This window comes from Bacillus yunxiaonensis, assembly GCF_037104695.1.
Lineage (GTDB): Bacteria > Bacillota > Bacilli > Bacillales > Bacillaceae_G > Bacillus_A > Bacillus_A yunxiaonensis.
Genome location: NZ_JBAWSV010000005.1, coordinates 1 through 25,751, shown reverse-complemented (window position 1 = coordinate 25,751; position 25,751 = coordinate 1). Strand labels below are relative to the sequence as shown.

The 25,751-nt window shown below is 33.0% G+C and carries 29 protein-coding genes and 1 pseudogene; 19 read left to right on the top strand and 11 right to left on the bottom strand.

The window, feature by feature from the left end:
• Positions 1–158: 158 nt before the first annotated feature.
• Positions 159–932 (top strand): Cof-type HAD-IIB family hydrolase, encoded by a 774-nt coding sequence (locus tag WAX78_RS14960; protein WP_336481131.1) that lies wholly within the window; start codon positions 159–161, stop codon positions 930–932.
• Positions 933–977: 45 nt separating this feature from the next.
• On the opposite strand, the gene WAX78_RS14955 is transcribed toward WAX78_RS14960, so the two are convergent.
• The 5 genes from WAX78_RS14955 to WAX78_RS14935 all read right to left on the bottom strand — a co-directional run bounded on the left by WAX78_RS14955 (position 978) and on the right by WAX78_RS14935 (position 4,399).
• Positions 978–1,505: an HXXEE domain-containing protein gene (locus tag WAX78_RS14955; protein WP_336481130.1), complete on the bottom strand. Its 528-nt coding sequence runs from the start codon at positions 1,503–1,505 to the stop codon at positions 978–980.
• A gap of 64 nt (positions 1,506–1,569) precedes the next feature.
• Positions 1,570–1,812 carry a hypothetical protein gene (locus tag WAX78_RS14950; RefSeq protein WP_336481129.1) on the bottom strand — a complete coding sequence of 81 codons (243 nt, stop codon included), beginning with the start codon at positions 1,810–1,812 and terminating at the stop codon, positions 1,570–1,572.
• A gap of 190 nt (positions 1,813–2,002) precedes the next feature.
• A complete protein-coding gene (locus tag WAX78_RS14945; RefSeq protein WP_336481128.1) occupies positions 2,003–2,827 on the bottom strand; it encodes a class I SAM-dependent methyltransferase in 825 nt (274 codons plus the stop codon).
• A 157-nt stretch (positions 2,828–2,984) separates the two neighbouring features.
• Positions 2,985–3,425, bottom strand: a complete 441-nt coding sequence (locus WAX78_RS14940; protein WP_336481127.1) for a MarR family winged helix-turn-helix transcriptional regulator — start codon at positions 3,423–3,425, stop codon at positions 2,985–2,987.
• A gap of 746 nt (positions 3,426–4,171) precedes the next feature.
• Complete coding sequence (locus tag WAX78_RS14935) at positions 4,172–4,399, bottom strand: hypothetical protein (protein WP_336481126.1); 228 nt, start codon at positions 4,397–4,399, stop codon at positions 4,172–4,174.
• A gap of 367 nt (positions 4,400–4,766) precedes the next feature.
• On the opposite strand from WAX78_RS14935, the gene WAX78_RS14930 reads away from it, so the two are divergent.
• The 5 genes from WAX78_RS14930 (at position 4,767) to WAX78_RS14910 (ending at position 9,174) form a co-directional block, all read left to right on the top strand.
• Positions 4,767–5,645: a methyltransferase domain-containing protein gene (locus WAX78_RS14930; protein ID WP_336481125.1), complete on the top strand. Its 879-nt coding sequence runs from the start codon at positions 4,767–4,769 to the stop codon at positions 5,643–5,645.
• Between the two features lie 348 nt (positions 5,646–5,993).
• The gene (locus tag WAX78_RS14925; RefSeq protein ID WP_336481124.1) at positions 5,994–6,200 is read left to right on the top strand and encodes a DUF3311 domain-containing protein; all 207 of its coding nucleotides are present in this window, start codon (positions 5,994–5,996) and stop codon (positions 6,198–6,200) included.
• 16 nt (positions 6,201–6,216) lie between these two features.
• Positions 6,217–7,671 carry a sodium:solute symporter family protein gene (locus WAX78_RS14920; RefSeq protein WP_336481123.1) on the top strand — a complete coding sequence of 485 codons (1,455 nt, stop codon included), beginning with the start codon at positions 6,217–6,219 and terminating at the stop codon, positions 7,669–7,671.
• Between the two features lie 256 nt (positions 7,672–7,927).
• Positions 7,928–8,599: an HAD family hydrolase gene (locus WAX78_RS14915; protein ID WP_336481122.1), complete on the top strand. Its 672-nt coding sequence runs from the start codon at positions 7,928–7,930 to the stop codon at positions 8,597–8,599.
• Positions 8,600–8,673: 74 nt separating this feature from the next.
• Positions 8,674–9,174: a GNAT family N-acetyltransferase gene (locus tag WAX78_RS14910; RefSeq protein WP_336481121.1), complete on the top strand. Its 501-nt coding sequence runs from the start codon at positions 8,674–8,676 to the stop codon at positions 9,172–9,174.
• Between the two features lie 196 nt (positions 9,175–9,370).
• On the opposite strand, the gene WAX78_RS14905 is transcribed toward WAX78_RS14910, so the two are convergent.
• Entirely contained in the window at positions 9,371–9,730 is a 360-nt protein-coding gene (locus tag WAX78_RS14905) for a winged helix-turn-helix transcriptional regulator (RefSeq protein WP_336481120.1), read from the bottom strand.
• A gap of 146 nt (positions 9,731–9,876) precedes the next feature.
• On the opposite strand from WAX78_RS14905, the gene WAX78_RS14900 reads away from it, so the two are divergent.
• Together WAX78_RS14900 and WAX78_RS14895 are read left to right on the top strand one after the other, a co-directional pair.
• The gene (locus WAX78_RS14900; protein WP_336481119.1) at positions 9,877–10,896 is read left to right on the top strand and encodes a zinc-binding alcohol dehydrogenase family protein; all 1,020 of its coding nucleotides are present in this window, start codon (positions 9,877–9,879) and stop codon (positions 10,894–10,896) included.
• Positions 10,897–11,204: 308 nt separating this feature from the next.
• Positions 11,205–11,771: a hypothetical protein gene (locus WAX78_RS14895; protein WP_336481118.1), complete on the top strand. Its 567-nt coding sequence runs from the start codon at positions 11,205–11,207 to the stop codon at positions 11,769–11,771.
• A 315-nt stretch (positions 11,772–12,086) separates the two neighbouring features.
• On the opposite strand, the gene WAX78_RS14890 is transcribed toward WAX78_RS14895, so the two are convergent.
• The gene (locus WAX78_RS14890; protein ID WP_336481117.1) at positions 12,087–13,487 is read right to left on the bottom strand and encodes a protoporphyrinogen oxidase; all 1,401 of its coding nucleotides are present in this window, start codon (positions 13,485–13,487) and stop codon (positions 12,087–12,089) included.
• Positions 13,488–14,347: 860 nt separating this feature from the next.
• Between WAX78_RS14890 and WAX78_RS14880 the strand changes: the two are divergent.
• Positions 14,348–14,529, top strand: a pseudogene (locus WAX78_RS14880) (TetR/AcrR family transcriptional regulator); the annotation flags it as partial.
• A gap of 258 nt (positions 14,530–14,787) precedes the next feature.
• A complete protein-coding gene (locus WAX78_RS14875) occupies positions 14,788–15,288 on the top strand; it encodes a GNAT family N-acetyltransferase (protein ID WP_336481116.1) in 501 nt (166 codons plus the stop codon).
• 59 nt (positions 15,289–15,347) lie between these two features.
• Here the strand turns inward: WAX78_RS14875 and WAX78_RS14870 are convergent, their stop codons facing one another.
• Positions 15,348–15,833 (bottom strand): hypothetical protein, encoded by a 486-nt coding sequence (locus tag WAX78_RS14870; protein WP_336481115.1) that lies wholly within the window; start codon positions 15,831–15,833, stop codon positions 15,348–15,350.
• A 178-nt stretch (positions 15,834–16,011) separates the two neighbouring features.
• Complete coding sequence (locus WAX78_RS14865; RefSeq protein WP_336481114.1) at positions 16,012–16,437, bottom strand: hypothetical protein; 426 nt, start codon at positions 16,435–16,437, stop codon at positions 16,012–16,014.
• A 191-nt stretch (positions 16,438–16,628) separates the two neighbouring features.
• On the opposite strand from WAX78_RS14865, the gene WAX78_RS14860 reads away from it, so the two are divergent.
• From WAX78_RS14860 to WAX78_RS14825, 8 genes are all read left to right on the top strand, one after another.
• Positions 16,629–17,183 (top strand): GNAT family N-acetyltransferase, encoded by a 555-nt coding sequence (locus WAX78_RS14860; RefSeq protein ID WP_336481113.1) that lies wholly within the window; start codon positions 16,629–16,631, stop codon positions 17,181–17,183.
• Between the two features lie 57 nt (positions 17,184–17,240).
• Positions 17,241–17,669 carry a YkvA family protein gene (locus WAX78_RS14855; protein WP_336481112.1) on the top strand — a complete coding sequence of 143 codons (429 nt, stop codon included), beginning with the start codon at positions 17,241–17,243 and terminating at the stop codon, positions 17,667–17,669.
• A gap of 151 nt (positions 17,670–17,820) precedes the next feature.
• Complete coding sequence (locus tag WAX78_RS14850; protein WP_336481111.1) at positions 17,821–18,381, top strand: class I SAM-dependent methyltransferase; 561 nt, start codon at positions 17,821–17,823, stop codon at positions 18,379–18,381.
• Between the two features lie 726 nt (positions 18,382–19,107).
• Positions 19,108–20,016 (top strand): acyl-ACP desaturase, encoded by a 909-nt coding sequence (locus WAX78_RS14845; protein WP_336481110.1) that lies wholly within the window; start codon positions 19,108–19,110, stop codon positions 20,014–20,016.
• A 215-nt stretch (positions 20,017–20,231) separates the two neighbouring features.
• Positions 20,232–20,693, top strand: coding sequence for a CarD family transcriptional regulator (locus tag WAX78_RS14840; RefSeq protein ID WP_336481109.1), 462 nt, complete (start codon positions 20,232–20,234; stop codon positions 20,691–20,693).
• 559 nt (positions 20,694–21,252) lie between these two features.
• The gene (locus tag WAX78_RS14835; protein WP_253629179.1) at positions 21,253–21,417 is read left to right on the top strand and encodes a BC1881 family protein; all 165 of its coding nucleotides are present in this window, start codon (positions 21,253–21,255) and stop codon (positions 21,415–21,417) included.
• Between the two features lie 279 nt (positions 21,418–21,696).
• Complete coding sequence (locus WAX78_RS14830; protein WP_336481108.1) at positions 21,697–21,930, top strand: hypothetical protein; 234 nt, start codon at positions 21,697–21,699, stop codon at positions 21,928–21,930.
• Positions 21,931–22,169: 239 nt separating this feature from the next.
• On the top strand, positions 22,170–22,403 hold the full coding sequence (locus WAX78_RS14825; RefSeq protein WP_026591141.1) for a YuzF family protein: 234 nt from the start codon (positions 22,170–22,172) through the stop codon (positions 22,401–22,403).
• A gap of 67 nt (positions 22,404–22,470) precedes the next feature.
• Here the strand turns inward: WAX78_RS14825 and WAX78_RS14820 are convergent, their stop codons facing one another.
• A complete protein-coding gene (locus WAX78_RS14820; protein ID WP_336481107.1) occupies positions 22,471–22,746 on the bottom strand; it encodes a hypothetical protein in 276 nt (91 codons plus the stop codon).
• A gap of 550 nt (positions 22,747–23,296) precedes the next feature.
• On the opposite strand from WAX78_RS14820, the gene WAX78_RS14815 reads away from it, so the two are divergent.
• Positions 23,297–24,931, top strand: a complete 1,635-nt coding sequence (locus WAX78_RS14815) for a peptide ABC transporter substrate-binding protein (RefSeq protein WP_413789156.1) — start codon at positions 23,297–23,299, stop codon at positions 24,929–24,931.
• 442 nt (positions 24,932–25,373) lie between these two features.
• On the opposite strand, the gene WAX78_RS14810 is transcribed toward WAX78_RS14815, so the two are convergent.
• Positions 25,374–25,751: aminotransferase class III-fold pyridoxal phosphate-dependent enzyme (locus WAX78_RS14810; protein ID WP_336483036.1), on the bottom strand; the 378-nt coding region annotated here is incomplete at its 5' end.

Below are 25,751 nucleotides of genomic sequence, written 5' to 3'. Positions count from 1 at the left end.
ATTTTATTTCACAATGATTCATGTTTTTCTTACCTTTAGAAATGTTGCTAATTAAGATATCTAAGCTTATATTATTAGAGTGTATAACTTTTAGATTATTTTTTATTTTTAGTTACTTATCGTTTGATTTACTTATTAATTTTTAAGGGAGTTATCTTATGGATTATAGAATTGTATTTTTTGATGTTGATGGAACTCTTACACACCATGAAAATGGTAGTATTTCAGATAGTACGAAAGAAGCTATAAAAGCACTGAAAAATAAAGGGTTAAGGGTGGTTGCAGCAACAGGAAGGCCGTTATCCATGTGCGATGAAATAAGAAAATTAGGAGTAGACACGTTCATCACAGCAAACGGAGCTTATGTGAAGTACAATCAAGAAGTTCTTTATAAAGTACCAATGGATAAAAACATTATTCGAGAAGTGGTTGAATTTGCATATATCGAGAATAACGGACTGTCATTCTTTACAGAAGATTTTAGTATGAACGGTGTAGAAGATAAAGCAATACTAACAGCATTAAATGAAACGTTGTCATTGAATGCTTATCCAACTATAGATAAACATATTCATAATCAAGAGGTCTATTTGATGTGTTTGTATGCTACTGATGAAACGGTAGAGAAATACATTCACAAGTTCCCACATTTAACGTTTAGCAGATGGCATCCTTTTGTTTTAAATGTATTACAAGAAGAAGTATCTAAATCTCTAGCTATCAAAAGTGTCTTACAGTATTTTGACATTGATCAATCAGAGGCTATTGCGTTTGGGGATGGAGGAAATGATATAGACATGTTGGAGTTAGTAGGACTTGGGATTGCTATGGGAAATGGCAATGAACAATTAAAAGCAGTTGCAGATTTTGTCACGAAAAAGTCAAGTGAAGATGGAATCGACTTTGCTCTAAGAAAGTATGGAATTATTTAAGGATTCATAAAGAACTGATATTTCATTTATGTTTGGAGTGATGTTTTACTGTTCATATTGAGCTAACCATTTGTTGAATATATCCATAACTTTGTGAATGATAGCTAAATTGACCACCATGATTATAAAGCCTAAAATTGAATACAAGACAATAGTATCTAATGGGAATAACTGTACTATATGCTTAATGATATAAATACAGATAGGTAAACAAATAATGCTTGTAATAATAGCAGGGACATATCTTCGTATGATCAATGTTTGAAAGCAATGTATTACTAAGTGTAAAGTAAATGCAATAAACAAACCTAGCCATAAGCTATACCAATTCATTGCATAGGAAAAAATTGTAATTATACTAATTAAAATAAATTCTTCTGCCACTCCAAGGGCGAAAGATGATGTTGTAATATTATCAAAATGAGGTAATAACCTTTTTGATAACGTAGGAAATCTTTCACATAAATAGCCTCTATTTTTCCTTATCCATGGTTGTATGAAAATTATTTCTTCAAAATCGTGAAAAATAAAAAGTATTGGAAAAAGCCATACCATCACTTGTATATCATTCATTGTCATCCCCCTAAAATTCTAACTTAATAAAAATGAAGCCTTTACTAAAGGCTTCATTTTTGTATCATAAGAAGTATATTTTTCCTAATACAAGGAGTATAAATATAGCCACCCAAAAGGTAAGCATAAATGTAGCTTTTTGTTTTATTTGATAAGCTCTCACTGCTTGAAGTACGGTCATTACAAATAGTAGAATCATTAAAATATTGGAGCTGATTGATTCAGTGATAAAACCATAAACAGAGACAACAAGAACAGCTACAGCACTTAATAATGACAAGGTTTGAATCAGTTTTGATAACGTCATCATATATCCCCTTTTTGATGAATGATTCCATAATATATATTCAATTAGACAAATCGATATCCCTAAAAGATATTTATGACAAAAAACATGGCAAAGAGCCATGTTTTTCATTGTTTCCATTATCAATATTCCGTCAATTATACTGGCATTTTTCATACTTTGTAATCTTATTAGGTCTCCGGGGTTACTTTCATCTGTCCTCAAAGCGTAGATGGACGAATTTCAGCATCTTTATCAAATCAACAATTCGTACCATTACGCGTGTGCTGCTTTCCCATTGTTTTTTTGTAGGTATTCCTTTAAAGAACGATTCACAGCTTAATACCTTTATTTTTGGCGACCATTTTTCCATAGATTTTGGATTATTGACGTAAAAGTACATTATGGCACCTTTGTTGCCAGACTTTTTAACTGTGCGGTTTGAAAGTCCAAGCGCAAATTTTGATTCCGCGTCGAAATACAATTCGCCACCAGGAAAGCGCTGTGCCATGGCGGAAAACATTTCTTTAAGTTGACTTTCCTGAAAGTAATAAAAAACTCCTGCTGAGACGAAGAGTATTCCATCATCCTTATTAAATTTAATGTCGTCAAACCATGAAATATCAAAAAAAGATTTGGCAATGCTGACATTTCTCGGTGAATCTGCTATTAAAGTTTTACGAAAAGTTATTGCATCGGGCAAATCGAGATTATACCAATTGATCGTACCGTTGTCGATTCTTGAAAAAGTGGTATCTAACCCAGAGCCGATGTTCACAATGGTGGCTCGAGGATGCTTAGTGATAAAATTTCGGATTGTGTCATCAATTTTGCGAGCACGAACGATGTAGGTTATCCCGCCGTATTCACCAAAAGTTTTGGCTATATCGGCAAAATCAAAATCACATCCTTTGATAATGTTAATAGCTTCCTTGTCATCCAAAATTTCTGGATTCTTCTCGCTGCCACTAGCACGTCCCCAAAGGGGGATGAGCATAGTACCTTGAACAGATTGTAAATCTATCATTTTCACCATAAAAATCCTCCGTTTCAAACTGCTGTATCAGAAATCCTGTTGTACTAGAAGATAAATCAATAATAGTGCTATTTGTGAAAATAAATTCAGCCTATTCTTACGTAAGGGATTTTGTGTCCAATTCCAATAATCGAAACACATTCTCTTTACTTCATGATTAATTATCCTCAGCCATCTTTGATAGCATTCTATTTGTTTTATGTAATCCGTACAACAAGTCACGTCGATCTTCATCTGATAGTTTTTTAAGATTATCTGTGAAATTGTTATATATCTGTTTCCATCGTTCATGTTGCACATCTTCTGCTTTTTTTGTTAGCGAAATTAAAATTGCTCGTTTATCTGAATCATCTTGTTTCTTAGTTATATAGCCATCTTTCTCCAAGTTACGTACTGTTACACTGAGTTGTTGCTTCGGTATATTTAAATCATGAGCTATCGTTTTCAAATTTACAGGCTTACCTTGCTGGGAAACATATTCAACTACGTGCTGTTCTATATGCGTAAATTCCGATGATTTTTCGGATAATAACTTGAAAGTTCCAAACATATTTATTAAGAGATTCAAGTATTCGTTTAATAAATCTTTATCAGCCATTATTTTCTTCCTTCATCAATTTAGTAAATATTATATTACTATTTTTCAATAAAATAAACGTTTTTCTCTGTTTATTGTAAATGATTGTTTACAAAATAGGGAAGTAATTTAATGAGCTGTTACGTTAACTTCACATGAATACAATATATTTTTTCTGTGTATTACATGATAAAATGGAATATAAAGGAATTGGATGGGGTGAGTAAGTAATGGAAGCACTGGTAGAAGTGTTGAAATACATTACATATATATTAGTCATATTTAGTGTTGTATTTGTTATCATACATAGGAATTATCTATATCCGTCTAACTCTTTGCTTCTCTTTTTTGGATTGGGAGGTGCCATAGCATCAACAAGAGGGAACTCGATGTTTAATATGTTTTTAATGCTTCTTTGTGATACTGTTGTTTTCATATCTGTCCTTTTTATTATGAAAGATATACGAAAGTTTCGTAACAAGACAGCTGAATAGAACTTGCTTTCAGATGTGAGGGTTGTTATACATACTCTCATTTTTTTGTTTAGTCTTATATTAGAGGTACATTCAACTAAATATCACATTTTCTACGTTAAGACATTTACTGGAAGTGGCATTCTTGATTTTCTTACGATTAAGATTTTTTTCACCATAATCTCCCGTTTTTAGTGAAATTAAAGATACGTTTTTTCTTACTAAATAAGAGCATGTTTTAGTTAATCTTTTTATATTAAAAGAGAAGGGGAGATAAAACAGGGTAAATCTATATTATTTTTTCTTAAAGTCTTCTAAAGGGCTCTTATTGCTTAGTTCAACGAAGAAAGGAAAAAGTAATAAAAAGAGGCAACGTAAAATTTCACTTGAAAAACGAAAGGTTTCGGCTGAAATATATTGTCTTTGATTACAATACGGACAATCCTTACCATCGTTTTGAAAAAAAAGAGACCATACATCTTTTGCTTTCCATTTCGCCTTACAATTTGTACAACGAGTCATAATACTCCTCCTATTCTTTTGACCCATTTTTTAGATTACAATCCGTGTGGTTTCCGAAATATACCATTTAATTATACATAAAATGGTAGGTTATGTTAATTGAATATATATAGTGTACAACTAAAATCTCCTCTATTTAGTCTTACTTTTTGATAAGGGCGTGGATGATTGAGATCTCTCATCTTTTATAGGTTCTTTCTGTCTTGGTATATTGTTTGCGGTATTCAACAGAAGAAAGGAAAGGGAATTTAAAGAGAACATAACCATTCGTAGATGAAGGATAAAACTTTACTGAAATGAATTTCTGCTTTTGTGACTTAAGTTAACTCAAAATACTAACTAAAAATGGAGAAAGGAGCTTGTTATATTGGAAGATTATTATTGGGATCATAAGTTGGATTATTTAAAGAATACAAGAGATTTGTATTATAACGATGACTATTTAGGATTTTTAGTGAATTCAGTTTGGAAAATTTCTAAACCCGTACATATTATTGACTTTGGATGCGGATATGGATATTTAGGACTAAAACTGTTACCTCTGTTGCCGTTAGGTTCAAGGTATACAGGCATTGATAAAGGACAGCAATTGATTCATACAGCAAAGAGTCTATTTCAGGACCTTCCATATGAAGCTGAATTTATTGAAGCTGATAGTACTGAAATTGAATTAGAGAGTAAGTATGACATAGCGGTGTGTCATGCATTTTTATTACATATGGCTGATCCGATAAAAATGCTGCAGAAAATGATTCATTCAGTCATTGATGAAGGTAATATCATATGTTTTGAACCGCACTGGATTTCCAATATGTCTTCGTACAACCTTAACAAACACGACCAATCAGAAATTATTCAGCTTGGGTTTCTTCAAAAACTGTTTGAAGAAGATACAAAACGAAATGGAAAAGATGGAAACATCGGGATTAAGTTACCGACCTATATGAGCGAATTAGGGGTAAAAAATATTGATTGCCGAGTTAGTGATAAGGTTAATTTTCTTGACTCTAATATAAACGAAACAGATAAACAGAGATTATATGATTCACTCAAAGAAGAAGGATTAGGTGCAGTTTCTACTGAAAGGAACGAGTTTATTGAGAACTTAATAAATCGAGGGGCTACATTTACTGAAGCACAGGATCAGTATGAAGCAGAACTACGATTTTCTAAAGCATTTAATATTAATTCCTCTTTAATCTACGCTCCAAGTATGAAAATTACTTTTGGAGTGGTAAAAAAATAAGAAACATAGATTTTAGAATTCAAAATGAAGAAAACTGCTTATTTATTTAATCTATCAAGAAGATGGACGAGGTCCCTATAATCTTAATTCGCACTAATGTGCTATTTTCCCTATTTTTAGCATCACTTGGCTTCTTATGTTTCGTGATGTTTCGATATCACCAAAATCGTGTAAGGTAAGTTATGACTTTATAAAAAGCACGGCCGATTTTTCTTTTCGGCCGTGCTTTTGTATGTTTTGATCTATATTCATTGTTATTAATTTTTAATCAAAAAAGGAAATTACCATTTTATGTAGAAAATGATAATTCTATAAATTGTTATATTATTTTGAAAGGAGGTGTACACTATGAAGTTCAGCAGTATTCTTATTGGAATGATCATTCCGTTTGCAGCTATTGTTGGTGTCTTACCATTTATTGCATCATCTGATATAAGCATCATGGGGTTCCCAATCATTTATTTTTGGATTTTTCTATGGCTGCCGCTTACCTCGCTTTGTCTTTGGTTATCTTGGATGTTGTATGATCGTCATAATCTGAAGGGGGATTTATAGAAAAGGGGGATATCGTATGTCACTAATTATTTTTTCTGTTATCATACTTTCTACTATTCTGTATGCTGTATATTCAAGAGAGAAGAGTGAGCAACTCAGCGTAGAGCAATATTTAGTAGGAGGCCGAAAATTTAACGCTATATTGTTATTTTTCTTAGCTGTGGGTGAAATCTACGGTGTAGGTACTATTTTAGGATTTCCAGGTGGTGTATATGCAAAAGGGCCAAGTTATGGAATATGGTTTTTAGGGTATATCTTATTGGCTTATGCTGTCGGCTATTTCTTTGCACCTTTAATTTGGAGGGCCGGTAAGCAGTACGGTGCTATGACCATAGCGGATATTTTTAAAGGTCATTACTCGCATCGAGGTTTGGAATTGACTGTTACGATAACAGCACTCATTTTTTTAATTCCATGGGCTCAATTACAATTCGAAGGGCTGGTTGTTTCTTTAAATGCACTGGGGTTTCACTTATCAGCTCCTATAGCGACTATTATCGCTGGAGTTATGGCTTATATATACATATCGGTATCAGGCGTCAAAGCACCGGCTATTATTTCTATCGTAAAAGATATCCTGATGTTTCTTGCTATTGTGATTGTAGGCGGAGCAGTTTTACACAAGGTTGGCAGTGTGTCCCACCTATTTGAAATGGCGAAACAACAGGGGGCTTTAGTCAAAGTTGACAAACCAATGGATATGAACTTTGCAATTTCAACTATCATTTTTCAAGCATTTGCATTTTATGCAGTTCCTCATGTTACAGGTGTGTTTTTTACTGGCCGTTCTGAACGAGCGATAAAAAAAGCACAGATTGTTATGCCGCTCTATATGTTTATGTTTCCGTTTTTAATCATCATCTCGTATTTTGCTCTGGCCACAATACCAAATCTAGACAAACCTAACAGTGCATTTATGGCTACGGCAATTTCTCTGCTGCCTCCATGGTTAATTGGCGTTATTGCAGCAGGAGCAGTGTTATCAGGCATTGTAGTGCTATCTATGATTAGCCTTGTTATTGGTGCTTTAGTTTCTCGTAATCTTATAAAGAATATATCGGAACAAGCGCAGCTAAAATCAATTAAAGCTGTAGTCATCTTATACTTACTGCTATCTATGGCTATAACGATTTTTGCCCCTAGCTTAATGATATCTCTTGTTAATACAGCTTATTATGGATTTGGACAGATTCTTCCAGGGTTTATCGGTGTTTTCTTTATCCGTAAACTTACTCCAATTGGAATTGCCGCAGGTATTCTTGTCGGAGATGTGGCGGTACTTGGAATGAGTATAGGAAAAATTAGTATTTACAATATAAATATCGGTCTTATTGCTCTTATATTAAATGTAATCGTTGCATATACAGTCAGTGTGTTATTTAAAAGAAATCCAATTTTCGTAACTCCCATCACAAAACAAGAAAATTCTAGTCAGCCTTCAATTTCGTCACAAAAACATGTGGGGAGCTAATATTAAATATATTTTTTAAAATTATAGGAAGCTGATATAATGCAGCTTCCTATTTCAATTTAATTTTGTATTGGTGTATGCTTGATTTTCTAAAATATATTCCAATCAGAGAAATAATGATTAAGGCAACCATAAAAGGCCAAAAGATCCTCTAATTTGGGAGATTCTTAGAGAAGTGGATAAATGGAGCCAGAATACGGGATGGATTCTTCAAAAATCAGATGTGTAACAATCGCTTAAGTAAGGGGGAGAAAGAATGGTTAAAGCTGTTATTTTCGATTTAGATGGAACTCTATTAGATAGAGATAGTTCTCTTAAACTCTTCATTAAAGATCAATATAAGAGGTACATCAATGAACTAAAACATGTGCCTGAAGAGTTATATGTAAATCGATTTATTGAATTAGATAATAAAGGCTATGTTTGGAAAGATAAAGTATATAAGCAATTACTCCAAGAATATGTTATCTCTAGTTTAACTTGGGAGCAGCTGTTAGAGGATTACATAAGCAACTTTCAACATCACTGTATTCCTTTTTCTAACATGGAGCACGTATTACAAGAGCTTAAAAATAGAGGGATATTATTAGGTATGATTACAAATGGATTCACTGAATTCCAGTTACTGAATATTCGTGCTCTAGGGATTGATAAGTACATGGATATCATATTAGTTTCAGAGCAAGAAGGCCTTAAAAAACCTGAAGCTGAAATCTTCCTAAGAGCTTTAGAAAGATTAGGTGTCAGTCCTGAAGAAAGTGTATATGTAGGTGATCATCCAGAGAATGATGTAGTAGGAGCTCGGAATGTAGGAATGCATGCAATATGGAAGAAGGATGCATTTTGGGGAAATTTGTATACAGATGAACATGTAATCGATAATTTACAAGAGTTGTTATCCATAGTTAATACACTTCAAGGAGTTTAGATAGTGGAGATTTACATTTATGTCATTTAATTACGAAACGATTATCAAATTCCTTAAAGTAAGGGGAGAAAAATTTGAGTTATATTATTCGGAAAATGAATAGTAGCGATACAGAGGAAGTAAAGAAAATAGCAAAAATAACTTGGCAGGATGCATATGGACATATCCTACCTTTAGATATTCAAGAAAAGACATTGGAAGAAGCTTATTCTCTTGAGACGATGCAATATAGATTTGATAATTCGATAATGCTAGTCGCGCAGGAAGAGAAAAAAATAATTGGTTATGCTTTTTTCTCTAAGAAACAAGAAAACGGGGGAGCATTGTTAGAATCGATCTACATACATCCTAATCATCAAAATAAAGGGATTGGGTCAAAGTTAATGCAGGAAGGGACGCGAATACTAGAACCATTAAATAAACTATCACTACATGTCTTAAAAAGAAATGAAAGCAGTTTATTGTTTTACAGGTCAAAGGGATTTCAAGTCGAAAAGGAATTTAATCACAAGTTTCAGGAATTCCCAGTTACCTTTATTAGAATGTCCTTAGAATTGAAGCAATTAGACAAGTAGCTATACTTAATTATTATTACTAGATAACTGGGACAAAGTGATTTGATAAATATTTATTTCACGCTAAAAATAGGAAGCTGATATAATTCAGCTTCCTATTTCAATTTAATTTTCTATTGTCACTGATTGATTCCCAGTGTATATGTGCTAAAAAAATATCATACTGTTACAAGAAAACATGTGGGTTAAACAGTTATTATGATAGTGTTTCTGATTTTTCCACTAACCGAGATCTGTACATTTTTCCCCAGTTCCTCATTTGGACAATAATCGGTTCTAGTGTCCTTCCGAATTCAGTTAAAGAATACTCTACTTTAGGGGGAACCTCTGGGTAAACTTTTCTATGTACAATTCCGTCATTTTCTAGTTCGCTTAATTGTAAAGATAACATTCGTTGTGTAATGCCGGGGATTAATCTCCGCAACTCATTGAAACGCTTTTTTTCATCTAATAGATGATACAAAATAACACCTTTCCATTTTCCGCCGATAACATCAAGTGTTATTTCAACAGGACAACCCTCCTGGCAACCATAACCGCTTTTTCTATTCCTCATAAAGACAGCACTCCATAGTAATATTTATTGATGGTAACAGTAACACTAATGATACTATACTACATGAATGTGCCTTCTTACATAATTTAATTTTGCAATTTATAATGCAAGGAGAAGACAAATTGTATTAAATGGAGGAAATGAACATGAAAGCAATTGGCTTATTAGAATATTTACCGATTGAAAATGAGAATAGTTTGATTGATATTGAATTACCAAGACCTATACCGAAAGGGAGAGACTTACTCGTTAAAATTCATGCGATTTCTGTTAATCCCGTTGATACAAAAGTTCGAGCGCCAAAAGATAAAAAAGAAGAAGAGCCGAAAATACTTGGATGGGATGCTAGTGGCGTTGTTGTAGAAGTTGGAGAAGATTGTACATTATTTCAACCGGGTGATGAAGTTTTTTATGCAGGGAGTATCACAAGACCTGGTACATATAGTGAATATCATCTAGTAGATGAAAAAATTGTTGGAACAAAACCGAAAAATTTAACCCACGCACAATCAGCTGCTGTACCTTTAACAGCTATTACAGCGTGGGAAGGAATGTTTGAACGTTTAGCAATTGATTTTAATAATAAGGAAAAGAACAGATCAAAAAATATTTTAATCATTGGCGGTGCAGGTGGTGTTGGTTCTATTGCGATACAATTAGCGAAATGGGCAGGTCTTAACGTCATTACAACAGCTTCTCGAAATGAAACGAAAGATTGGGTTAAAAGCTTAGGTGCTGATTATGTAATCAATCACCATAAAGCATTTAAAGAACAATTGTCACAGATTGAAATAGCAGAAGTTGATTATATTCTTTGCCTAAATAATACGGATCAACATTGGAACGGTATGGCAGAAGTAATCAAACCACAAGGGGGAATTTGTTCGATTGTAGAAAATGAGAAACCATTAGCATTAGGTTTATTAAAAAGTAAAAGTGCTACATTTGTTTGGGAATTCATGTTCACACGACCTATGTACTATACAGAAGATATGATTAACCAACACCTTTTATTAAATCAAGTGAGTGAATTGCTTGAGCAAAATACGATTAAAACAACATTAAACGAGACATTATCACCAATTCACGCTGCTAATATTAGAAAAGCGCATGCGATGATTGAAACAGGAAGTACGATTGGGAAAATCGTATTAGAAACATTTTAAAACTATAAATGAATAGTATATATGAAAAATGGAGCTGTATGTATTATGGCTCCATTTTTTAATGGATTAAAAATTATTATGTTTATCCTCTTCAAACATAAACGGCCTGCTCTTTTCTAATTTCATAAGATTCCTCATATATATATTATTTCACAGAAAACATCTTGTAAGTAATATTGAATCGCTGTAGAAGAGTGAGTTGCTTCACTTTCAAAATTTTTATAGTAGTAAGGAAGGAAAACGAGGGGGCGGTGTGAAAGAGCGTTATAAGGGGTGCAATTTACATATATCAAGCGGGAGGGAATTGTATGTATATTTTTATTGGGATTGGCATTTTAATTGTGATTCTTGTTTTTTTATTAGCAGAAAAATTCGCTCCAAATTCAGTTATGATGGTAAGTTTTCAAGGGAAACAACTGAAAAAATTTCTTCTAGGACTTACGATTATTTCTATCTTTTGTATAGCTTACGGAATATATCATAAAATGACATACAAACTCCCGTTTATTGATATTACAGTAAACAATGAGAAATATACTGTTTTTGGAAACGTTGGAGAGTTAGGGTATTATTCGGATACATTGATTAAAAAAGGGCAAGAAACGCAAATGTATATAATACTTTGGAAAGATATTCACCCAGCAGATGTTCGAATGTTCATCACGTATCCATCTGGAAAAGAAGAAGTTTGGGAACCTAAAATGTCTTTGCTTACGGCTAGATCTATACAAGACTTGAATCAGAAATTTAAAATAAAAGAAATTTATGAACTGTCTCCTTATACGTTTAAAGAAGCAGGGGATGTAAAACTAACTTTAAAAAATGGCGTGAATGTGATGGGAAGTATGCATGTGAAAGTGAAAGAATCAAAATAATGATTCTTGAATTAACTATGTATACAATTTGACTCTTTTTATGCGGCGTCTTCTTTTTAACAGGAGTCAGTGAACTTACTGTCGAATTTACAGGAAATGGGAAGCGCGAACCTACGGTGTTGCTTAAAATTAAGGGGGATAGAAATAAGAAAGAGTGGATGAATATTGGATTATTTAGTCATACATAGGCATAAAACGAATTATTCTAACCTATTACCTTAGTGGAGGGCAGTTTATCTCCCGCCTAACTTCTTTGCTTTCGCCGAATTTTGAGGTGGGAGTATTACTGCCCGTTAATGCGGGATAAAGGTGGCATTACTCCGAACAATTATGTAATGCTTTCATAATCTTATCTGCCGTATTCTTTCCATTCCCTATGCAAGCTCCAATGCCTACACCATAATATGAAGCACCAGCTAAGTAAACATTTGGAAAAGCAGCTGACAATTTCTCATTCAAAGATTGAACTGCCTGATTATGTTCTAAATGATAATTTGGCATTAAGTCTTTCCAGTTTGTAACTTCAACAATCTGCGGCTCACCCTGAATTCCAAGACTTTTTTTAATATCAGATAAAGCAACTTGAATGAATTCTTCTTTACTATTATTTTTAATCTTTTCATATGCTGGATTTGAACTTTTATAAAACATTCTTACTAATAAGTTTTGTTTATTTGATGTATGCTTCCATTTCCTACTTGTCCATGTACAAGCATCACAATATAAATTACCATTTCCTGAAACAATAAAGCCTGTCCCATCTGCCGGTAATTGATTATCAGGTATTTCAAATCCTAAATAAATACTAATAAGAGATGAATTTTTGAATTTATTGAAATCACTGTTTAATTCGGCAGAACTTAATACTGCTTGTGCAATATCGTGAGGAGTAGCTAAAATAATATAATCCGCTTTTAGTTTCTCTTGATTCGAAAAAGAAACTTCATACCCATTACCGACTCTACTTACATTCGTCGTTGTTACTCCTTTTCGTATTTCTGTCTCAGTCAACACCTCTTCTAACCGATTAACAATCGTAGAGAGTCCTCCTTTGAACGATAAAAACTTTTTATTTCCAGCTGCCTGGAATTGTTTTTTGTTCACTTCAAACCCTTTAATAATACTGCCGTAGTTATTTTTATAGTCAAGTAAATATGGTAATGTAGATGCCATTGTAAGTTCATTTAATTTACCAGAATATACCCCTGAAAGGACAGGAGAAATTTGCTTCTCAACTAATTCTTTTCCTAAAAAGCTTTCTAAAAATAAAGCAAGCGATGTATCTTTCGTAAAGCCTTTGTTTTTAGTAATAAAATCTTTCAGTGCAATAATTTTCCCTTTCGCTGAGACTAACGTACTGTTAAACAACGACTCTACACTTGTAGGGATTCCAAATACTGTATCGGCGGGAATAGGATGTAACGTATTCTCTGAATAAATGTAAGAAATACCAGTTTCGTTATATACCATATCATCTTCTAGATTCAGTTCTTTTACAAGGGGCATCACATTTTCATTTCGAGCAACAATTGAATCTGCTCCTATTTCCATAATAAAATCATTTTCTTTTACACTGTGAATTTTCCCGCCTAAATATTCCTCTTTTTCTACAAGGATCAATTTTAAATCTATATTGTAATCCTTTTTTAATCTTTCTAAGTAAAACATAGTAGAGAGTCCCGTAATACCTCCACCTACGACAACAACTGTTTTCATATCTACTGAGCTCCTAACCGATACTATAAATTGATAAATTTCTTTATTATTATACCCAAAAGTTAGCTTTCTCGACTAGCAGCTTACACAGTCTGTAAAAAATTAGACAATATATACGAACACATTTCAGGCTGATTATGATGTACTGGGTGATTAGGGAACAGGAATAACTGCAATATGACAACTCTTAACTTATAAAACTTCTAAAGCATCTCTTATATTACTCACACTTAATAACTAACAATAGGACTAAGTATCTTATCATATAACAAGACACCTAATCCTCTAAATTTACTTTAGATAATTTAGCAATTTATCAAATTCTGTTTTCATAAGTTTAGGCTTAATTTTGTATAAAGGAACCCCTTTTAAAGAAGCTTCTGGTTGTGAATCAAAATAAGGTAGTGCTATTGCTGGTCAAAATCCAAAATCCAAATTCTTGTTCCACTTATTTCCGATAGTAACAATTATATCTTCTGTTCTAAGTTTTATCCCTTGTAATTCTTTATGTTGATGCTTAGCTGCTTTAAATGACTGCTTGTTCTGTTCAGTAATAACTCAAACTTGGTCGCAAATAGCAAGGGTTTCTTTCGCTAAAGTATTATCCCACGAATGTAGTTGTTGCTAATCTACTATGGTATATCAACTCTTTAGCTTGCAATGGGGTTAATTCTATATCTTTTCCGGTTTCCTAACAAGAGTAAAAGGGTAATAGATAATATATATGTATTGTATCTACTACCCTTTATTTTTCCCTAATCTGCTCCGTCAGACGCACGGTTAGTGACCAAAACAAAAGGGCCAAAGCACTGACAGAGCCGCCTAATAGACATACTCCGTTCCATCCAAAGTTTTCATAAATATTAGTAGAAACAATTGTCCGAGGTATTCGTTCAGGCGAACTTGAAACAGCCTAAATGCTAAAACTTTAGCACAGACACTCGTCGCTTCATTAATCGGACTTACTGTGTTGATGAAATCTCGTCCTGAACGCTCATTTATAGATAATTCCGTAGCAATGACATTATCATTTTTAAAATAATTTCAGTTTTATCTATTATATCAGTTTCCTCATTTGCAAAATGAATAGACCATCATCTAGAGAATGATGTAATAGGGAATCGGAATGCGGGAATGCATGGAATATGGAGGAAGGATATATAGATGAACATGTAATTGGTGATTCATAGGAGTTGTTGTCCAAAAAGAATACATTCCAAAGAATTTAATATAAAAAGGTACAGAGGAATGTAAAAAAGCCAAATTGAATATGTAGATAAATAATATTGGGGGGATTGGATTGTTCATAAGAGAGGCAACAGAAAAAGACGCAGAAGGCATTTTATATATTCGAAAAAGCATTATCTCTCAAAATGAATTTTTTCTAGTTACAAGTGAAGAATTTCATGTAGATATTGAAATGCAGAGAAAGAAAATCATTACAAATAGTCAACAGGGAGGTGTAACATTTGTTGCAGAAGACGGTGAACGTATTGTTGGTTTTTTAGTGTTTACTAGAAACTCAATGAAGCGCTTAAATCACACCGGTTCATTTGGAATAGGGATTTTAGATAATTATCGTAATCAAGGTATAGGAACAAAAATGCTTTTACAATTAATAGATTGGTCAAAAACACAAGATGGCATAGAGAAAATTTGTTTAGGGGTTTTATCAACAAATGAAAGAGCGATAAACGTTTATGAAAAAATAGGCTTTAAAGAAGAAGGGAGAGAGAAGCGGCAAATTAAATTTAAGAATGGACAATATGCAGATAATGTTATGATGGCATTGTATTTGTAATAACTCCAAAACGTAATAAAATTGCAGCGGATTTCTCCAATGCAATTTTTATTTTATATTTAACTTGCTTTGACTTTAAAACTTAAGGAAGATTCCCCGCGTAGTTCATTACCGTTACCTATATACCATTGAAATAATACATCGTATTGGTAAGGGTTTGCTTGTTTTGGTACAACTATTTCAATATCTGTATCCTTCAGATGATAAATAATGGTTTCTCCTGTCATAATATTGTACAGGATAACCTTATTGGGATTCTTTTTAAATTTTCCCCATGAAATTTCTATATGATCACCACTTTTTACATCAGTTGTTGGGATACTAGGAGGGTTATGCTTTATTTGACTACAATCTTCATTCCAACAAAAATTCTCATATATGTGATCTATACTACTACCGTTTAATTTAATAGTAGGTACTGGTGCTGATTTTCCATCTAATTTTGCATGATTCAGGGAACCGATTAGCGAATTGCCAAGAATAATTAAGAACATGATTAATCCTATACTTATAAAGATACCTATATATAATTTCTTTCTTTTCATTTTTGTCCTCCATATGCAATAGAGTTAATTTATATTAAAACATACTTCATTCATACGGATAAAAAACAGAACTTCGAGCAATATTACTATTAGTGAATGGTTCGCAACAATAGCTGATTAATATGTATAGATGTTCTAGAGCTCAAGTTCTGAATTGTGAAGGCAGTAGCAATGATTTTTACTTATCAGCTTTTACTAAAAAGATAGAAATAAGGTAGATGATTAGAAGAATAATATATAAATTCCAAATACTTGGAATTGCAGCGATGCCTAAATAGGTAGTAGCTGGTAACAACCATGTGAAAAAAATACTCATTAAAATTAGTCTTCTCATGATTAGTGCAACTAATGCTAAACAAGAAGGAAGTAATAGCATAATGAAAACACTAAAAATAGTTTGTTGATTGGGTGGTTCCGCAGTATAAGGGTTAAGATAAAGGAAAATTATCGAAAGTGAAAAAATACCTACAGACGAAATTCCTCCAGTATAATTACTGATACGATTTTTCACAACTATAATCACCTCTGCATAGCCAATAGATTCCTTTTTAACTGTAGCCGTATTATTTATAAAAGGTCTTTGAGGCCATGTTTTTAGAGTCATTGTATTACATTCTCTGTGGTTATATTAACGCCCGTTCTTTTTTAATAATACATTCCACTATGTAAATACATATTCCTTCATTTTCTTTTTAATTGTTTTTAGAGGATACGCTTTATTGTTATTTGAATTATCTTAGAAATAAAAAATAGTTTTGATATAATCAATGAAAAGCAGAATAAAGGAGGATTTCAATGGAATTCCCAACTCTAGAAACCGACCGTCTAAGTTTAATTGAGATAAATCAAACGTATAGCCAAAATATATATGATATCTTTTCACTTGAAGAGGTAACGCGTTACTATGGCATGAATTGCTTTAAAGAGATAGAACAGGCAGCTAGAATGATTGATTCTTTTGCGAAAAATTTTCAAGAAAAGCGTGCGATTCGCTGGGGAATCGTTGTGAAGGAGATAAATGATTTTATCGGTACAGTAGGTTTTAATAATCTACAACTTTGGAGTAAACGAGCTGAAATTGGTTACGATATTCATCCTTCTTTTTGGAGGAAAGGATATGCATCTGAAGCTGTTAAAGCGGTTTTAAAATATGGTTTTCAAGAATTAGATTTATTTCGTATCGGAGCTATTACCTATCCTGAAAATGAGGCATCATCTCATTTATTATTGAAAATAGGTTTTCAGAAAGAAGGATTATTGAGAGGTTATATTTATCAAGAGCATCATTCAAATGATGCTTTAGTTTATTCCATTTTGAAAACAGATTGGGAGAAAGAGAGGAATCTCTAATATTAAGCTTTCTCTGAGAATAGAAAACTACAAAAAATGAAAAGAAGAGGAGATATTTTGAGTCAAAATAAACAAATTCAAACAGAAAAAGGGCTATCAACTATACAGAAAATGAAAAAATGGGCTAAAAATTTAAAGACACAACTTCTTGTGCTGTATTTGGCATATCGAGATGAAAGAGTCCCTTGGTATGCTAAGTTATTTACAATGCTTGTTGTTGCTTATGCTTTCAGCCCTATTGACTTAATTCCGGATTTCATTCCAATCTTAGGGTATCTTGACGATCTCATTCTTGTTCCTTTAGGCGTATACTTGGCGTTAAAGCTTATCCCTGAAGAAGTATTAGAGGATTGTAAAAGGAAGATAGAAGGACAATCATCTATGAATAAACCTAAGAATTGGATAACAGGATTTCTTATTATTAGTATTTGGCTAATTGTTTTCGTGTGGATTGTAAACCTCGTTTTATCCTATATGAATTATTAATGAGTGGGAGTAGTAGGCCAGGCCATGCTCACTATAGAAAATGATGGGAATTAAAAATACCATTCTATAAGGATCATATATGTAAAAGGAATTTGGATAATTTTGTCGAATTTATTTATCAATGAATTAAGGTTCTTATGAGGTGAAAGTGATGGTAATAAAACAAAACGAAATTAAAGTAGTAGTTGGAGCTGGAGCATTTAACAATAATCCAGGTTGGATTCAAACTCAAGAAGATGAACTTAACTTATTAGTTGAAACTACCTGGAAAGAAAGATTTGAATATAACTCCATTTCAGCTATTTTAGCTGAGCATGTATGGGAACATCTTACTTTTGAAGAAGGTGTAAAAGCAGCTAAAATTTGTTATGAATTTTTAAAACCATCAGGTCATATTCGTTGTGGCGTCCCTGATGCATTTTTTCCAGATGAAACCTACCAAAATATAGTTAAAGTAGGCGGACCTGGACCTAAAGACCATCCAGCTGCAAGCCATAAAATAGTTCATAATTATAAAACATTAACGAAAATGTTTGAAACTGCTGGATTTGAAGTAGTTTTACTTGAATATTGTGATGAAAATGGGCAATTTTATTACAACGAATGGGATGCGAACGATGGTGTTATTTTCCGTTCAAAAAGGTATGATTCTAGAAATCAAGGAGATAAACTTGGTTTTCCATCGCTAATTGTTGATGCGATTAAACGGTAAGTAATTCAACTAACGCATGCGTTAGTTCTATAAGTCCATGAGTCGCAAATGCGGCTTTTTTTGTTTGTGCTGTAATTATTGCGGTAAAGATTCCTCCGTTCAATAAGGGGGAGGACGCACATTGTAACATTTTTATACGCTAAGGGATTCTCAAAACTCTATAACACGAGTTGAATTGAGAATTTGATTTAAAGATGAGTTTTGAGACACTAATTAAGCTCTTTTCAGCACCTTTTACATTGAAGTGCATTTGACTCAAATACCTACTGGCGATATCGTTTAGAGTAGTAAAATCAACGTTTTCTCATGTCGGATTTTGCTTAGCGTATACTTTCGTTAAAATGTTGGCGGTACACCATGTCCATCAACCTAATATTTTGAAGTATCCCTAAAACGAAAATTTTTTGTCTTTTATAGCAAAGAAATTCATTTTTCTCGTTTTGGGGCACCAAGAATTTCTTAAGTTGATGGGCATGGGGTGCTGACGCATCGCTATCAAGCTAATATTTTGAAGTACCCCCAAAATAAAAATTTCCTTTTTCTACAGTTAGTTATTTGAGAAGTTAGCTTTTTTTCGTTTTTGGGGTGTTTACTTTTCTTAAGTTGATAGGCATGCGGCTGAACCCCAAAAAAGGAAAGTAATATCTATTTAAAGAAATTTTAAAAGATAAAAACGAATGTAATTATAGAATGACTATCTATGATAAGAAAAGGAGGCACTTACATATGCTAACAAATGATTTAGATTTCCGATTAGAACCACGCTTAAAAGAACTGTATGAACAACATAAAATAAGAGCACAGAAGATAGATTGGGGTTATCATGAGTTTTTACCATGGGATAAGGGTATGGACTTTAAAAGAGTTCCTTGGGATGAAAGTCAGGTTGCACTTCCTTCTGGTGTAATTACGGCCATTGAAACAGCTTTATTAACAGAAGTGAATTTACCATGGTTTACAATGTATTTATCTGCAACTTTTAAAGGGTCCCTTTCTGTTATTACGGACTTTATTCATACTTGGACTTCAGAAGAGGATCAACATTCGAATTTGTTGGAGACATATTTACTACTTACTCGAAGCGTGAATCCTAAACGATTACATGAATTAAGAAAGTCAGTCGTTGAAGGTGGATTTGAGCCTGATTTTCACACGCCAATCGAAGCCATGACGTATACGACGCTACAAGAACTTGCAACGATGGTGTTTTACAATAATGTAGCTAAGGTTGCAAGTAAGCATGATCCAGATCTTGCTACATTATTACGCCGTCTTGCAAAAGATGAAACCCTTCATTATGCGTTTTATCGAGACGTGATTCGAACACATTTGGAATTGGAACCTAATTATTGTTATCATATTGCCAATGTGATTATGAATTTTAAAATGCCAGGTGCAGTCATGCCTGATTTTGAAAATAGAATGGCTGTGATTGCAAAAGAAGCTAACTATGGGCCACTACAATATTTTGATCAAGTACTTGATGTAGTAGTTGATTATTGGGGGTTAAAAGATTTACGACCAATTGCACCCCTAGCTGAAAAAGCAAGAATTGAGATTTTGGAGTACCACACAAGATTGAAAAAAATACGGGATCGATTTGGTCGTTTTCAAGGGAAAACTGATCTACGTTAATGAGTAGAGATTTCAGAATATAAGCGGGGAAATTCCCCTTCCCTTTATGGGAAATCTGACACACTCCCTATTGTTTTGGGGGCGTTTTTTACTTAATTTAATTTTTGTCAAAAGTAGTTGACGGTAAAAATGATTTTATGATATTATAAAATATTTGATAAAAAATAACGTATATGTTAAAGTTAAGAAGGTTACCATATATGGAGGTGGATTATATGTTTCAAATTGGCGATAACATTGTTTATCCAATGCACGGAGCAGGTATAATTGAAGCCATAGAAGAAAAAGAATTCTCAGGGGAAAAACAACAGTATTATGTCATAAAAATGTCGATCAGTAATATGCAAGTCATGATTCCTACGGATAAAATATTGAATTCGAATATACGCCCAGTTACTGATATACTTGCATTAAAGCACATTATACACATTTTTCAGCATGAAGAATCCTGTAAATTACTGCCGTGGAAACAAAGACATAAAGTGAACACAGACAAAATAAAAACGGGTGAAATACAAGAAGGTGCTGAAGTTGTACGCGATTTAATGCGTATGAAGAAAGAAAAAGAACTGAATACAAGCGAAAAAAAATTGTTGGATGATGCATATAAATTTTTGGTCAGTGAACTAGAATTAATTAAAGGAATTACTGAAAATCAAATAAAAAGTTTCTGTTAAGGTTCATTATAGATAATGTATTATATCACCCGAAAACATCCTGAATTTTTCGGGAATGTGATGAGTATTAAAAGCAAATCATTTCAAAGACATTCAATTTCTTCAATTCACTTTTAGAGTAGGAACCTCTTTTGTTATTACTTCAATCTAATCCATTTTTATTATAAAATTTCTTTTACGATCGTTCGAAGTTTCATCAAATAACTCGATTAAATAGTCACTTGATTTTTGTACTCCTGATTCACACTGGCACGGACAAGGAGCCGTAAGGATGAAAGAGAGGTAGGGCTTTCATTGTTTTAGGTAATATACTATCTAAGTCATTATTTCTAGAAGAAAAAACAATCAATCGCATTTCTATCTTTAAGAATTTTTTTACAATTACTGAGACAATGAATAGTAATTATTTATCTTCTTTTCATAAGAGAGATGCGCGAGTTGGTAACATCTAAATATATGGTCAACGATAAAAAATGATGGGATTTCTAGAACTAGAACCCATTTTTACAATTTATTTAACATAATAAGATTAAATGGAACAATAAGAAGGAGTGAAGATATGAAACGCATGCCAACGCAAGAATTAAGTAACGAGTTAAAGAAGCGGAAAGGAATTACTTCTATTAAGATTGAATCTTATGAAAAAATTGAAGTTGGTGGAATTCTTGTAAATGGACCGGCTGTTATTTTAATTAATCAAGAATACCTAAAAATTGTTGAATGAACGAAGAAAAGGATGATCCTTTACAAAAAGGGATGATCCTTTTTGTTTGTTGCAGCTAATATGGGATATACATAACTTTTATCTGATGTGTTGGGGTTAAGAGGAAGGAGAGGGTCAGGATTATCATGGTGGAAAGCTTAATATTGGTAGGATTTCTTTTTACGTTATATAAATTAGTTGATAAAAAAACAAACTAATTATTTAAAACGATAGATTGTTTCCTTTTTAAGGGCGAGATTTATTTGAGAGTGAAATGGATCATTTAAAGGAGGAATTTAGATGGATGCAAGGAAAGAACGCATAAAATACGAGAAGATGTCAAAGAATTATGATCGTATTTATTTAGTTTCGTTTATCCTATTAATTGTACTTGTTTATAGTAGTGTGATTATCATAGGAGCTACAGGGGGAAAATATGGAGTGTTTTTATTGTTAGCAATTTTACTTAACGCACGTATTACGAAAGAATCTCAAAAAAAGTATGAGCGCTATTCTAATAAAGGGCGTATTTAAAATGATACATATCCTAAAAGGAACAACCTAGGTGTACATTCAAAATATCCCTATATCATCTCCTATTAACTAGTAAAAGTAACTTTATATAAATCATTTTTTTAGCAATGTAGAAATAGAAACCGTACCTTATTAAAATGTTATTTCCGTTCCTATAATGAATTATCCTTCTAGCATATTGATAAGATTTATATCATATATTAGGAGAAAGAATGCAAGTTAGAAAGGAGTCTTATAGAATGAGTTATTCGGAAGGAAATAACTTGAGTGAACAACATATGGTAAGTGCACCCAATCCCTACGTATATCAGACATTACAATCAGTAATTGGTAAACATGTGGTTATTGAAACTGTAAGAGGTAATGTAAGAGGAAAGTTAAAAGATGTGAAACCAGATCATTTGCTCATTGAAGATACGATGCCATATATTGTACGCATTCAACAAATTGTATGGATTATGCCAAAACAATAATCAAATTATATCTAATCAGATTTATAAAAAATTAGTGTCATAGTCCACCAAGTAAAAACACAGGGTTTTATCTCTGTGTTTCTTCAAATTTCCGTTTTTGAATATATGCTTGAGCATGAATAAGTTCTTCCTGAAGTTCTTCTAATTCTTTTGTAGATTCTGATTCAATAGCCATGTAAGTAGTAACTAAACTGATCATCATATCCATCTTCTCTACTATATTTTGAATGACTTGTTCAGATTGCTCTTTTTGAGGGTGTTGTATTGCTATTAATACATCTTCCATATAATTGTTCTTTCTTTGCTGGATATCATAAATAAACTGTTTTGTGTTTGAGTTCATTTGTTGTTCCTCCATTTTGGATATATTTCCATTCTATCATATTTGAATAGAAAATATTGGATCCCCCCTAAATTCACACCAGTCTCGCACATCTCCTCAAATATACAAACTAATTCCTTAACGTACAGGGAACTAATCGAAATGTGTCAATTTTGTGTCTAAACGTACAATTTTCTTTTTTTGATATGGTGACCCCATCGCCATCAACTTAACGCAAATAAACTACCCCAAAACGAAAAAAACGAGCTGAACTTACAGAAATAACTGTCAAGAGATAAAAATTTCGTTTTGGGGGCTACCTGTTCTGTTAGGTTGATGGGCATGGAGTGACCTGTTTTTTTGGCTTGATAGGTATGCGGTCGAACCTCAAGAAGCAGGTAAAGAGTGTTGTCCATTCGCTAACTTAGATTTATATATTAATCCTTGCTTTTATATCGGAATACAATGATAATTAAGTTGTTATACTATTTTCATAATTTCCTTTGTTTTATTCAAAGGTAAAACAAAGAAAAGTTTTCATCTAGCCAATATATTATGTATGAAGGGGAGTATGGAGATGAATCAAAAAGTAGGATATACAGCCTTATCTGTACTACTAACTACAAGCTTATTTGCTACAGCCTGCAGTAACAAATCAGAAGAAACGAAAACAGTTGCTGTATCAAAACCAACGAAACAGGTTGTAAATGTAACGCAAACAGCGGAAATTTCCACTTTAGACTCTACTTTGGCAACAGATTCTGTATCGATTTCTGCCATGAATAACGTATTCGAGGGATTGTATCGCGTGGACAAAAATAATCGGCCGGAACCAGCCCTAGCTAAGTCCTATACACTTGGCCCAGATAAAAAGACGTATACTTTTAAACTTCAGGATGCAAAGTGGTCCAATGGCGATCCTATTACGGCCGCAGACTTTGTTTACGCTTGGAAGCGTGCTGTAAATCCAGAAACAGGTGCAGAATACGCATATTTACTATATGATGTGAAAAATGCGAAAAAAATTAACGAAAAGCAGCTGTCAGTAGATGAACTAGGTGTTAAAGCAATTGATGATCATACATTGCAAGTTGAGTTGGAGAATCCGGTTCCATACTTTATTGATTTAGTTTCTTCTACAACTTTCTATCCATTAAATCAAAAGTTCGTGGAAGGACAAGGGAAAAAATATGGTTTAGAAGCAAATGCTACACTATATAATGGTCCATTCATCATAAAAAAATGGAATCATGAGCAGAACCTTCAGCTTGTAAAAAATCCAAATTATTGGGATAAAGATAAAGTGAAACTGCAGGAAGTCAATATTAATGTCGTAAAAGATACTTCTACCGCAGTAAACTTATACACCGCAAAGCAAATTGACCGTGTAGACTTGACCGGTGAATTAGTGAGTACATACAAAAATGATGCAACCCTGAAAACTTATTTGAATGGCAGAACAAACTTCTTACGTTTGAATGAAAAAAATAAAGTGTTAGCAAATCCTAATGCCAGAAAAGCAATTAGCTTAAGCATCGACAAAAAAGGAATTGCAGATGTAATTCTAAACAATGGCTCTGTACCTGCTGATTATTTAGTGCCTAAGGAATTAGCCTTTGGTCCAGATGGGAAAGATTTCCGGAAAACAACTTCTACCTATGGCCATCTTGATATAAAAAAAGCAAAAGATTATTGGGAAAAAGCGAAAAAGGAACTTGGTGTCACAAATGTAACATTAGAGATGTTAAATTACGATGATGACAGTTCTAAACGGGTTGCAGAAAATTTAAAAGAGCAGCTCGAGAAAAACTTAAGCGGATTAACGATTAATATTAAACAACAACCTAATGCCCAAAAATTGAAGCTAGAATCGGCTATGGATTATGATATCTCTCTTTCCAGTTGGGGAGCTGATTACCCAGATCCAATGACTTACTTGGATATGTTCGTTACAAACGGTGCATTTAATCAAACCGGATACTCCAATCCAAAATATGATGATTTAATTAATCACGCTAAAACAGATTTGCTTTATAATTTGCCAAAACGTTGGGAAGTGTTGAAAGAAGCTGAGAAGACCTTGTTGAATGATGCTGTAGTTGTGCCTCTATATCAAAAAGGGACTTCTTACCTTCAACGTCCATATTTGAAAGGCTTCTATGTATACGGTCCTAACACTTATAAATATGCCTATATTGAAAAATAAACAATTTATATAGACAAAATAGGGGGGGTTTGATCAAACTTTATTTTAAAGTAATATATGTGGATACTTAGCAACATTTGTTAATGTACAACATTCCAATCAATATGGAACTCGATATTCTTTGCAATTTCTCGATCCTATATTACAAGAAGTATATGTAAGGAAAGAAAGTCACATATTTTATCAAAAAGAAATTATCTCGGTAGAAGAATCAGTTATTCAGGGGTCACGTCACATCGCTATCAAGCTAACAAAACAAAAATGGGGTCCCACCACATCGCTATCAAGTTAAGAAATACATTCTTCCCCAAAACAAAAAAATGAACTAAATTTCTATGGACAACTATGAAAGGATGAAATTTTCGTTTTGGGGATACTTCAAAATCTTAGGTTGATGGGCATGTGGCGGTACCCCTTGTGGTAGAAATATTATACATTGAAATCAAATACTTGCTACAGCTGTTAAACTATGAATACAAGAAATAAACTCATTAACAAATGTATCAATCTCTTCTTTCGTAATAATATACGGCGGAAGTAAGCGGATGATATTCCCTTGGGTGACATCGACTAACATCCCTCTATTCAATAACTCTAACTGCAATTTCTTTACGTTTTCACTCGTATCATTCAAACTAATTCCAAACATCATCCCAGAGTGACGTACCTCTTTAATAAAATAAGAATTCTCCTTCTGAATTTCTTGAAGTTTATCATTTAAATATAGTGACGTTTCATAAGCTTCCTGCATTAAACCATCATCAATTAATGTTTTTAATACCGTTAATCCTAAAGCCGTTCCCATTGATGAATGAGCAAA

What these genes read in the sequence shown, in the direction of transcription:
- WAX78_RS14890 (WP_336481117.1), bottom strand. Translation starts at nt 13,487, where the DNA reads ATGAAAACAGTTGTTGTCGTAGGTGGAGGTATTACGGGACTCTCTACT.
- WAX78_RS14860 (WP_336481113.1), top strand. Translation starts at nt 16,629, where the DNA reads ATGGAATTCCCAACTCTAGAAACCGACCGTCTAAGTTTAATTGAGATA.
- WAX78_RS14960 (WP_336481131.1), top strand. Translation starts at nt 159, where the DNA reads ATGGATTATAGAATTGTATTTTTTGATGTTGATGGAACTCTTACACAC.
- WAX78_RS14915 (WP_336481122.1), top strand. Translation starts at nt 7,928, where the DNA reads ATGGTTAAAGCTGTTATTTTCGATTTAGATGGAACTCTATTAGATAGA.
- WAX78_RS14820 (WP_336481107.1), bottom strand. Translation starts at nt 22,746, where the DNA reads ATGAACTCAAACACAAAACAGTTTATTTATGATATCCAGCAAAGAAAG.
- WAX78_RS14925 (WP_336481124.1), top strand. Translation starts at nt 5,994, where the DNA reads ATGAAGTTCAGCAGTATTCTTATTGGAATGATCATTCCGTTTGCAGCT.
- WAX78_RS14945 (WP_336481128.1), bottom strand. Translation starts at nt 2,827, where the DNA reads ATGGTGAAAATGATAGATTTACAATCTGTTCAAGGTACTATGCTCATC.
- WAX78_RS14845 (WP_336481110.1), top strand. Translation starts at nt 19,108, where the DNA reads ATGCTAACAAATGATTTAGATTTCCGATTAGAACCACGCTTAAAAGAA.
- WAX78_RS14865 (WP_336481114.1), bottom strand. Translation starts at nt 16,437, where the DNA reads ATGACTCTAAAAACATGGCCTCAAAGACCTTTTATAAATAATACGGCT.
- WAX78_RS14895 (WP_336481118.1), top strand. Translation starts at nt 11,205, where the DNA reads ATGTATATTTTTATTGGGATTGGCATTTTAATTGTGATTCTTGTTTTT.
- WAX78_RS14835 (WP_253629179.1), top strand. Translation starts at nt 21,253, where the DNA reads ATGAAACGCATGCCAACGCAAGAATTAAGTAACGAGTTAAAGAAGCGG.
- WAX78_RS14840 (WP_336481109.1), top strand. Translation starts at nt 20,232, where the DNA reads ATGTTTCAAATTGGCGATAACATTGTTTATCCAATGCACGGAGCAGGT.
- WAX78_RS14900 (WP_336481119.1), top strand. Translation starts at nt 9,877, where the DNA reads ATGAAAGCAATTGGCTTATTAGAATATTTACCGATTGAAAATGAGAAT.
- WAX78_RS14950 (WP_336481129.1), bottom strand. Translation starts at nt 1,812, where the DNA reads ATGACGTTATCAAAACTGATTCAAACCTTGTCATTATTAAGTGCTGTA.
- WAX78_RS14870 (WP_336481115.1), bottom strand. Translation starts at nt 15,833, where the DNA reads ATGAAAAGAAAGAAATTATATATAGGTATCTTTATAAGTATAGGATTA.
- WAX78_RS14825 (WP_026591141.1), top strand. Translation starts at nt 22,170, where the DNA reads ATGAGTTATTCGGAAGGAAATAACTTGAGTGAACAACATATGGTAAGT.
- WAX78_RS14920 (WP_336481123.1), top strand. Translation starts at nt 6,217, where the DNA reads ATGTCACTAATTATTTTTTCTGTTATCATACTTTCTACTATTCTGTAT.
- WAX78_RS14940 (WP_336481127.1), bottom strand. Translation starts at nt 3,425, where the DNA reads ATGGCTGATAAAGATTTATTAAACGAATACTTGAATCTCTTAATAAAT.
- WAX78_RS14955 (WP_336481130.1), bottom strand. Translation starts at nt 1,505, where the DNA reads ATGAATGATATACAAGTGATGGTATGGCTTTTTCCAATACTTTTTATT.
- WAX78_RS14815 (WP_413789156.1), top strand. Translation starts at nt 23,297, where the DNA reads ATGGAGATGAATCAAAAAGTAGGATATACAGCCTTATCTGTACTACTA.
- WAX78_RS14905 (WP_336481120.1), bottom strand. Translation starts at nt 9,730, where the DNA reads ATGAGGAATAGAAAAAGCGGTTATGGTTGCCAGGAGGGTTGTCCTGTT.
- WAX78_RS14850 (WP_336481111.1), top strand. Translation starts at nt 17,821, where the DNA reads ATGGTAATAAAACAAAACGAAATTAAAGTAGTAGTTGGAGCTGGAGCA.
- WAX78_RS14830 (WP_336481108.1), top strand. Translation starts at nt 21,697, where the DNA reads ATGGATGCAAGGAAAGAACGCATAAAATACGAGAAGATGTCAAAGAAT.
- WAX78_RS14935 (WP_336481126.1), bottom strand. Translation starts at nt 4,399, where the DNA reads ATGACTCGTTGTACAAATTGTAAGGCGAAATGGAAAGCAAAAGATGTA.